The following is a 9676-nucleotide window of genomic DNA, read 5'->3' on the forward strand; positions in this document are numbered from 1 at the left end:
TTTGGCGTCGAAGTCGCCGACGATGGCGAAGCCAAGGCTCAACGGGCTCGGTGCAGTTCAGCAGATCGCGCGGGAACGCCGTGCGGCCGCGCACGCGACGGGGAGGGGATAGTCAGATGGCTAAGCACTCACCCGACGTGACCGAGTCCAGCGCCGTCGAAGCGCAAGACCTCGAATCCGCGGCAGCCGCAGCGCCACGCCACGGCTTCTTTGTTCGGCTCTACACCGGCACCGGTGCTTTCGAAGTCGTTGGGCGCCGCAAGTTTTGGTACTCGCTCAGCGGCTTGATCGTCGCCGTGGCGATCGCGAGCATCCTGATCCGCGGGTTCACGTTCGGCATCGATTTCGAGGGCGGCACCAAGGTGTCGTTGCCGGTCGCCGGCGCGCAAGGCAACGTCAGCACTGAGCAGGTCGAGAGCGTGTTCACCGAGACGATCGGCAAGCCACCGGAGTCGGTGGTGATCGTCGGCAGTGGCGACTCGGCCACGGCCCAGATTCGGTCCGAGACGCTGACCAACGAAGAGACGGAGCGACTGCGCACCGCGCTGTTCGACGCTTTTTCACCAAAGGGCAGCGACGGCCAGCCCAACAAGCAGGCGATCAGCGACTCGGCGGTCTCCGAGACGTGGGGCGGTCAGATCACCCAGAAGGCGCTCATCGCGCTGGTGGTGTTCCTGCTGCTGGCCGCCATTTACATCACGGTGCGCTACGAGCGGTACATGGCGCTCTCGGCGTTGGCGACGCTGGTATTCGACTTGGTCACCACGGCGGGCGTGTACTCCCTGGTCGGGTTCGAGGTCACGCCTGCGACAGTGATCGGCCTGCTGACGATTCTCGGCTTTTCGCTGTACGACACCATCGTCGTGTTCGACAAGGTCGAGGAGAACACCGACGGCTTCGAACACACCACGCGTAGGACGTTCGCCGAGCAGGCCAACCTCGCTATCAACCAGACGTTCATGCGGTCGATCAACACCAGCCTGATCTCGGTGCTGCCGATCGTCGCGCTGATGGTGATCGCGGTCTGGCTGCTCGGTGTCGGGACGCTGATGGACCTGGCGCTCGTCCAGCTGGTCGGCGTGATCGTCGGCACCTACTCGTCGATCTTCTTCGCCACCCCGCTGCTGGTCACCCTGCGCGAGCGCACCGACAAGGTGCGCACCCACACGCGAAGGGTGCTCAACCGCCGCAAACCGGCTGCCACGAAGACCGCCGAACCCGCAGAGGACGCCGAGCCCGAGGCGGTCGGCGCCGCCTCGCGGGTCAGCACGCCCGCGCCCGCCGACAAGCCCGCGCCCGGCGCGCGGCCTGTGCGGCCGACGAGTAGCAAGACTGGACGACCGTCGGGTAAGCGGAACACCCGGCGGCGGTAGGTCGATGACTCGCCGAAGGGCAACCGTCCTGGCGGCCGTGCTGTCATTGGCCGCTGGGCTGGGCCTTTCGGCCTGTTCGGACGGTGCCGCGGACTCCATCGACTACGCGGTCGACGGCACGCTGATCACGTACAACACGAACACCGTCGCCGGCGCAGCGTCGGGTGGGCCGCAGGCGTTCGCCCGGGTGCTCACCGGGTTCAACTATCACGGACCCGACGGCCAGATCGTGGGCGACCACGACTTCGGCACGATCTCGGTGGTCGGGCGGGCGCCGCTGGTGCTCGACTACGAGATCAAAGCCAGCGCGGTGTACTCCGACGGCAAGCCCATCACCTGTGACGACTTGGTATTGGCGTGGGCGTCGCAGTCGGGGCGGTTCCCCGGTTTCGACGCCGCCAACCGGGGCGGGTACAGCGACATCGCCTCGGTCGACTGCGCGCCGGGACAGAAGAAGGCGCGGGTGTCGTTCGCGGTGGACCGCGGATTCGTCGACTTCGGCCAGCTGTTCGCGGCGACGTCGATGATGCCTTCGCACGTGATCGCCGACGGACTCGGCCTCGGGGATGGGGGCGTCACCACCGCCATCCTCAACAACGACGGCCCGACGATCGAGCGCATCGTCCAGGTGTGGAACAACACCTGGAACCTGACCGGCGATCTGGACCTCAAGAAGTTTCCGTCGTCGGGGCCCTACAAGCTTGACTCGGTGACCAAGGACGGCGCCGTCGTCCTCGTCGCGAACGACAAGTGGTGGGGCGCCAAGCCCCTCACCAACAAGATCACCGTGTGGCCGCGCGGCGCCGACATCCAGGACCGCGTCAATCAGGGTTCCTACGACGTGGTCGATATCGCCAGTGGTTCGTCGGGGACGCTGAACCTGCCCGATGACTATGTGCGTACCGACACTCCATCGGCGGGCATCGAGCAACTCATCTTCAACCCGCAGGGACCGATGGCCGGGCCGCCGGCGCGGCGGGCACTGGCTCTGTGCACCCCGCGGGACCTGATCGCGCGCAACGCCCAGGTGCCGATCGCCAACGCGCGGCTCAACCCGGCTGCCGAGGATGCGCTCAGTCCGGCGGAGGTCACCGTCGAGGCCGGCCAGTTCACCGTTGCCAATCCCGACGCCGCCCGCGCGTCGATCAACAACCAGCCGCTGAGGGTGCGGATGGGGTATCAGCGCCCGAATGCCCGGCTGGCCGCGATCGTCGGCACGATCGCCAAGGCCTGCGCGCCTGCCGGAATCACTGTGCAGGACGCCGCCACCGATACCACCGGCCCACTGTCATTGCGCAACAACGAGATTGACGTGCTGATCGCCAGTACCGGAGGTGCGGCTGGCAGCGGTTCCACCGGCGCGTCGGTGATGGACGCCTACGACCTGCACACCGGCAACGGCAACAACTTGTCCGGCTACTCCAACGAGCGCATTGACGGCATCATTGCGACGATGGCGGTGACGTCCGATCCCAAGGAACTATCCCGGCTTCTCAGCGAAGGCGCCCCGATCCTGTGGGCCGACATGCCGACGCTGCCGCTCTACCGTCAGCAGCGGACATTGCTGGCGTCGAAGAAGATGTATGCCGTGGATAGCAATCCGACTCGATGGGGCGCGGGATGGAACATGGACCGCTGGGTGATGAGCGAGTGAGCGATATCAGTTCGCTCATCGCATCGCTGACGCGTGAGGTGCCGGACTTTCCCGAACCGGGGATCCAGTTCAAGGACCTCACCCCGCTGCTGGCCGACGCCGAGGGCCTTGCCGCCGTCACCGACGCGCTCGCCGAGATCGCCAAGGGAGCCGACCTGGTCGCCGGCATCGACGCCCGTGGCTTCCTGCTGGGCGCCGCCGTCGCGATCAAGCTGCAGACCGGCGTGCTGGCGGTCCGCAAGGGCGGCAAACTGCCACCGCCGGTGCACAGTGAGACCTACAACCTCGAGTACGGCACCGCGACGCTGGAGATCCCGGCCGACGGCATCGACCTCGCCGGACGATCGATCATGATCATCGACGACGTGCTGGCCACCGGCGGGACAGTCGCGGCGGCAGTTGGGCTGCTGCGGCACGCCGGCGCGACGGTCACCGGCGCCGCGGTAGTGCTGGAGTTGGCCGCGCTTGACGGCCGCGACGTGCTCAAACCGCTACCGGTCAGCAGCTTGCACACGGTCTGAGCGATATCCTCGAAGTCTGAGCCCTAGCGAGGGTGAGGAGCGCTTGCGCGATGTGGGCCCCCGCCCAAAGGGCAGGGGACAGACCTGGAGGTGACCATGGCTGACGATCCCGGCACGGGACCGGCCGTGCAGGCGCCTCCGGCGGGGGCCTCGATTCCCGAAACTCAGCCGCTGGAGATCCCGAAGACCTCGACGAGCGCATCGCGGCGGGTGCGGGCCCGCCTCGCCCGCCGGATGACGGCCCAGCGCAGCACCATCAATCCGGTGCTCGAGCCGCTGGTCGCGGTGCACCGCGAGATTTTCCCGAAGGCCGACGTGGCGCTGCTGCAACGAGCGTATGAGGTGGCCGAGCAGCGCCACGCCGACCAGTTGCGCCGCTCGGGTGACCCGTACATCACCCATCCGCTTGCGGTCGCCAACATCCTGGCCGAGCTGGGCATGGACACCACGACTCTGGTTGCCGCGCTGCTGCACGACACGGTCGAAGACACCGGCTACACGATGGAGGCGCTCGCCGCCGACTTCGGCGATGAGGTCGCGCATCTCGTCGACGGCGTGACGAAGCTGGACAAGGTGGCGCTGGGCACCGCGGCAGACGCCGAGACGATCCGCAAGATGATCATCGCGATGGGCCGCGACGGACGGGTGCTGGTGATCAAGGTCGCCGACCGGTTGCACAACATGCGAACCATGCGCTTCCTGCCCCCTGAGAAGCAGGCGCGCAAGGCCCGTGAGACGCTGGAAGTCATTGCGCCGCTTGCGCATCGGCTGGGAATGGCGACCGTCAAGTGGGAACTCGAAGACCTGTCGTTTGCGATCCTGCACCCGAAGAAGTACGAGGAGATCGTGCGGCTGGTCGCCGACAGGGCGCCGTCGCGCGACACCTATCTGGCGAAGGTGCGCGCCGAGATCACCGCCACGCTGAACGCGTCGAAGATCAACGCTGTGGTGGAGGGCCGCCCGAAGCACTACTGGTCGATCTATCAGAAGATGATCGTCAAAGGCCGCGACTTCGACGACATCCACGACCTGGTCGGCGTGCGCATCCTGTGTGACGAGATCCGCGACTGTTATGCCGCTGTGGGCGTTGTGCATTCGCTGTGGCAGCCAATGGCCGGCCGGTTCAAGGACTACATCGCGCAGCCGCGGTTCGGCGTGTACCAGTCGCTGCACACCACCGTCGTCGGGCCAGAGGGCAAACCGCTGGAAGTGCAGATCCGCACCAGCGACATGCACCGCACCGCCGAGTACGGTATCGCCGCGCACTGGCGCTACAAGGAGGCCAAGGGACGCAACGGTGTTCCGCATCCGCACGCCGCGGCCGAGATCGACGACATGGCGTGGATGCGACAGCTGCTGGACTGGCAGCGGGAGGCCGCCGACCCCGACGACTTCTTGGAGTCGCTGCGCTACGACCTCGCGGTGCAAGAGATCTTCGTGTTCACGCCGAAGGGCGATGTGATCACGCTGCCGACAGGGTCCACGCCGGTGGACTTCGCCTACGCGGTGCACACCGAGGTCGGTCACCGATGCATCGGCGCCCGGGTCAACGGCCGGCTGGTCGCGCTGGAACGCAAGCTCGAAAACGGCGACCAGGTCGAGGTTTTCACATCGAAGGCACTCAACGCCGGCCCGTCACGGGACTGGCAGACCTTCGTGGTGTCGCCCCGGGCCAAGGCCAAGATCCGGCAGTGGTTCGCCAAGGAGCGCCGCGAGGAGGCGCTGGAGTCCGGTAAAGACGCGATCTCGCGTGAGGTGCGCCGTGGCGGACTTCCGTTGCAGCGCTTGATGAATGCCAATTCGATGGCGGCGCTCGCCCGTGAACTGCGTTACGCCGATGTGTCGGCGTTGTACACCGCGGTCGGCGAGGGTCACGTGTCGGCGCGCCATGTGGTGCAGCGGTTGGTGGCTCAGCTCGGCGGTGACGACGAGGCGACCGACGAGCTGGCTGAGCGCGCCACCCCTGCGACGATGCCGGTGCGTCAACGGACCACCGACGATGTCGGCGTCGCGGTGCCCGGCGCACCCGGCGTGCTGACCAAGCTGGCCAAGTGCTGCACGCCGGTGCCGGGCGACAACATCATGGGCTTCGTCACCCGCGGCGGCGGCGTGAGTGTGCACCGCACCGACTGCACCAACGCGACATCGCTGCAGGAGCAGGCGGAGCGGATCATCGACGTGCAGTGGGCGCCGTCGCCGTCGTCGGTGTTCCTGGTGGCCATCCAGGTGGAAGCGCTGGACCGGCATCGGTTGCTCTCGGACGTCACCAGGGTGCTGGCCGACGAGAAGGTCAACATCCTGTCGGCATCGGTCACCACCTCGAATGACCGAGTGGCGATCAGCCGGTTCACCTTCGAGATGGGCGACCCCAAGCATCTGGGCCATGTGCTCAACGTGGTCCGCAATGTTGAAGGTGTCTACGACGTCTACCGCGTGACATCTGCGGCCTGAGGCCGCCCAACGGTCGGGCTACGTACGCCGCACCAGGTACACCACCACGCCGACTACCAACGCAAGGCCGAGTCCTACTGCGATTGCCGCCGCCCGCAATATCTTGGAAAATGTTGTCGCCGGGAGCATTTCGTCTGCTGACGACTCGAACGACAGGGACGCCGGCGATGAGCCGCGGTTGAGTGCATCGACCAGTTCCCGCGCGGAATCGGCGGTGAAGTCGCCGGTGATCTGGGTACGACCGCTGGGGATGGCTTCCTGTATCTCCGGAGCGCTGACGACCTGGGTGTCGACGGCGATGGCCGTCTGAGTGCCGACGTTTGCCGAGGTGAAGTCCGCCCAGGTGCGCTCGGCGTCGTCATTGAATTCCAAGTCGACGACGTGCTGCCCGCGTCCGGAATCGAAGCCGGTAGTGGCGTTCTGGACGTCGTCGCCACCGAGGATCGACTTGTCCAGCAGGTACACGGTCTGTCCGTCGGTCGAGCAAGTGATCAGCGGAAGGTTGGGGTCGTCGTGGCCGGCCAGCACATCGTCCTCGCCGCAACGCGTGGACTGAAACTGCATGGCCAGGGCTTGAAAGGTCTGAGCTGTGCTCTGTCGGAGTTCTTTCTCGTAGGCGATGAGCTCTGCCGGGCCGCTGCCGCCCCCCGTCGCCGGCACGGGAGGTGCACCTGGCGGCGGTGGCGCCGACGGATCCTCGACAGCCATGGTGTGGATCACCGGGCGGACGTACAGCGTTTTCGTTTCCCTTGACCCGAACATGGTGCGCAGGGCGTCGCTATCGAGATCGCGGCCTCCGAACGTGGCGACCACGTTGCTGCCCTGCGCCGCAATCTCGGCGTCGGAGACACCCCGTTCGGCCAGGCGTGCTTCGACGTCGTCCAGCGCCTGCGTCATGACATCCGGAGGTGGCGGTGAGCCGTCCCGCGTCTGCGTCGCAAATATCACCCGAGTGCCTTCACTACCTGTCCAGATGTCTTTGGTGAGGAACACCGCCAGCAGGTATCCGAGGACGAGCACGGCCAGCAGCAGCATCACCACAAGACGGGTCGAGGCAGTCAGGCCGTTGCGCGGCGGGGGAATGCTGGGCGGGACGGCTGGCTGTGGCACGGGGTTTGACACCGACTTCTCCTCACCACGGGGATCACGGGAGTGCTTGGGGTGCGATACCAACGATATAAGCCGACGGGAGCAGTGCCGCATGGCGGTTGTTCAGGCCGCCGCGCTGATCAATCGGGTCGGATCTTGTCCGGTGTCGTGTGACTGATTTGCGCGGACAAAGACCTACTGCCACTTTGCCAGTTCTGCAATACTGCTGCGATGCGCACTGCCTTGGTGATCCTTGTTGCTTCGCTGGCCACGTTGCTGGCGGGTTGTAGTTCCACAATCAAACCGGAGGGGGCGGCGCAGTCGGTGGTCAACCTCGTCAAGGAACAGACTGGCTTCGAGCCCAAAGACGTCGAATGCCCGGACGGTGTCGAGGCGAAGGAGGGCACCGAGTTCGAATGCAAGTTCACCGGTCCCGACGGCGACTACATCGCGAGCATGAAGGTCACCAAGGTCGAGGGTGACGACGTGGAGTTCTACATCCAGACCAAGCAGACAGAGGGCTGATTGCTCTAATCGCGAGCAGCTGTAGGGGCGGCTGCGGCCAGCTACGCCGTGGTCTGTACCCACCGATGACCGACGTCGGCAAATCGTGGATCTGTTTAGCCCCGGTTAATGCGCGCGAGGGCCTGGTTCTTTTCAGCCATTCCGTCAGTGAGGTAGTCGAATGTGTTGAGTGCGGATTTAACGATCCGGTGGCGTAGCCAGTCGCCGACTGGGGAGGTATCGGGGTAGCGGTAGAGTTGCCGCGCCCACCCTGGGAGTAGGTCTTGGGCTGCCCATTCGAGAATCTGCCAGAGGGGTCGGGCAACAGCGGGCATCGGCAAGCCTTCGAAGACTGCCAGGGTGGCCAGGGTGTGTTGGGTGAGCGCCAGCCGTGGTGCTGTGGCGTTGAGGTACTCCTCGACTCCGGCCCTCGTGTCGGGCAGATCGGCGGCTCCCAGCCCCTGGGCGATGCGTGCCCATTGGCTGAAGTATTCGTCGGCGCGCCCGGGTCCCAGTGGGCGGGGATGGTATTTGAGGTGGGCGCTGAAGGCCCCCAATGCGAGTGTGGCGTAGGCGAAGCGCATCGCGTCGGGGTCGTCTGCTTCATAGGGCTGGCCATTGGGCAGCGTCCCCACGACGGTCTTGTGCATCGCTGAGACGATCTTGCAGGCCCGCTCCGCCGTGGCGGTCGACCCGAAGGTGCACGCGCTGACGAAGGACCCAGATCTCCCGAACCTCGCCCGCAACACGTCCCAACTAGGCTCTCCGCGATAGATCACCGAGTGCTCAACTCCCGCCGCAGCGAAGAACGGATGCAGCGGCTCCATGTACAGACCCGCCCACCCGCCGAGGGCGACCGAGACATGGCTGTGGACATACCAGATCGCGGAGTCGGGTCCGAACCATCCGGGATCACCCGCCGGTTCGTCATACACCATGCCCTTTTGCGTATCAGCGCGGAACACCGCGTCACTCAACCGGTTCGCCTGCGCCTTCAGGTAGCTCTCGAACAGCACCATTTGCTCCATTCAGCGGCGCATCCCAAATACGACCTATCGCTCGCTTTACCGAACGCTATACGAGCGATGAGTCGCATACAAGAGGTGCTGTGCGGCACAATCGCTGACATATGAGCCGTCAGTCAGCACCGGTACGCAGCGCACCTCGACAGGCGCGGTCGCGTGCGATGGTCGACCGGATCATCGACGCCTGCGAGCAGGTTCTCATCGCCGACGGGTACGCCGCTGCCTCGACCAACCGCATCGCCGAGCGCGCCGGAATCAGCAAGGGGTCGCTCTACCAGTATTTCCCCGATAAGGACGCGGTCATATTGGCGGTGTTGGTCCGATTCATCAACAACGCCGCCGCCGACGCCTTGCCGCTGCTGACAAACGCCTTCGACCTACCCCCTCGGCAGATGCTCGAACTCGCCGTCACCACCATGCTGCAGATCGAACAAGCCCACCGCGAACTGTTGCGCATCATCGTTGAACAGACGCCCAGGCTGCACGGATTCGACAAAACGCAAGAACTCACCGACGCATTGGTCGCCGTCGCCTGCCAATATGCCCAGGCCCACCAAAGCGAGTTCCGGCCCGACCTCGACCTACCCGCCACCATGTGGCTCGTCGTCGAAACAGCCCTACGCGTGTCATTCCAGTACGTGCTGCAGCCCAAACCCCGTATGTCCCAACAGCAATTCAGCGCCGCCTTGGTCGACATGGCCGCCCGATACTGCCTAACCTGACCCGACCTTAAAGAGCGTTGGAGGATCACGCCTTTCGGGCCTGCCTGGCCGCGTTGAAAATTCAAGAGGAATGCCAACGGTGGGCAACGGAGATTCAGCAACGTGACGATGTCGTGGTGCAACTGCGGGTCGGGCTCAATTCGGGCCAGGTGATCGCAGGCGAAATTGGCTCGAGCAACCTGGGTTACACCACCATCGGTGAGCAGGTCGGGTTGGCCCAGCGGATGGAGTCCGCCGGGAGGGGCCGTGGCGGCTACCTGTACGCCTGCTGCTGGCACGCGCGTACGCCGCGCTTGGCCGCGCCAGCGAAGGCGAACGCGTGTTGGCCAAAGCCGCC

The 9676-nt window shown here is 65.5% G+C and carries 9 protein-coding genes and 1 pseudogene; 8 read left to right on the forward strand and 2 right to left on the reverse strand.

Going from position 1 to position 9676, the window contains the following annotated elements:
- From VFH65_RS13910 to VFH65_RS13930, 5 genes are all read left to right on the forward strand, one after another.
- A partial coding sequence (locus VFH65_RS13910; RefSeq protein ID WP_353322279.1) for a hypothetical protein occupies positions 1–112 on the forward strand: 112 nt, incomplete at its 5' end.
- A 4-nt stretch (positions 113–116) separates the two neighbouring features.
- Positions 117–1373: a protein translocase subunit SecF gene (gene secF / locus VFH65_RS13915; protein ID WP_353322271.1), complete on the forward strand. Its 1257-nt coding sequence runs from the start codon at positions 117–119 to the stop codon at positions 1371–1373.
- Between the two features lie 4 nt (positions 1374–1377).
- Positions 1378–3027 (forward strand): ABC transporter substrate-binding protein, encoded by a 1650-nt coding sequence (locus tag VFH65_RS13920; protein ID WP_353322272.1) that lies wholly within the window; start codon positions 1378–1380, stop codon positions 3025–3027.
- Positions 3024–3548 carry an adenine phosphoribosyltransferase gene (locus tag VFH65_RS13925; RefSeq protein WP_353322273.1) on the forward strand — a complete coding sequence of 175 codons (525 nt, stop codon included), beginning with the start codon at positions 3024–3026 and terminating at the stop codon, positions 3546–3548. The genes VFH65_RS13920 and VFH65_RS13925 overlap by 4 nt, the downstream gene beginning before the upstream one ends.
- Positions 3549–3644: 96 nt before the next feature.
- On the forward strand, positions 3645–5999 hold the full coding sequence (locus VFH65_RS13930; protein ID WP_353322274.1) for a RelA/SpoT family protein: 2355 nt from the start codon (positions 3645–3647) through the stop codon (positions 5997–5999).
- A gap of 18 nt (positions 6000–6017) precedes the next feature.
- Here the strand turns inward: VFH65_RS13930 and VFH65_RS13935 are convergent, their stop codons facing one another.
- The gene (locus VFH65_RS13935; protein WP_353322275.1) at positions 6018–7121 is read right to left on the reverse strand and encodes a SecDF P1 head subdomain-containing protein; all 1104 of its coding nucleotides are present in this window, start codon (positions 7119–7121) and stop codon (positions 6018–6020) included.
- A 198-nt stretch (positions 7122–7319) separates the two neighbouring features.
- Here VFH65_RS13935 and VFH65_RS13940 point away from each other — a divergent pair, with 198 nt between their 5' ends.
- Entirely contained in the window at positions 7320–7613 is a 294-nt protein-coding gene (locus VFH65_RS13940) for a DUF4333 domain-containing protein (RefSeq protein WP_353322276.1), read from the forward strand.
- 95 nt (positions 7614–7708) lie between these two features.
- Here VFH65_RS13940 and VFH65_RS13945 read toward each other — a convergent pair whose 3' ends face one another.
- Positions 7709–8611: an oxygenase MpaB family protein gene (locus VFH65_RS13945; RefSeq protein WP_353322277.1), complete on the reverse strand. Its 903-nt coding sequence runs from the start codon at positions 8609–8611 to the stop codon at positions 7709–7711.
- Between the two features lie 110 nt (positions 8612–8721).
- On the opposite strand from VFH65_RS13945, the gene VFH65_RS13950 reads away from it, so the two are divergent.
- On the forward strand, positions 8722–9339 hold the full coding sequence (locus VFH65_RS13950) for a TetR/AcrR family transcriptional regulator (RefSeq protein WP_353322278.1): 618 nt from the start codon (positions 8722–8724) through the stop codon (positions 9337–9339).
- Between the two features lie 14 nt (positions 9340–9353).
- Positions 9354–9572: pseudogene (locus VFH65_RS13955) on the forward strand (adenylate/guanylate cyclase domain-containing protein); the annotation flags it as partial.
- Positions 9573–9676: the final 104 nt, after the last annotated feature.

It is taken from the genome of Mycobacterium sp., from assembly GCF_035697385.1.
In the GTDB taxonomy this organism is placed as follows: Bacteria; Actinomycetota; Actinomycetes; order Mycobacteriales; family Mycobacteriaceae; genus Mycobacterium.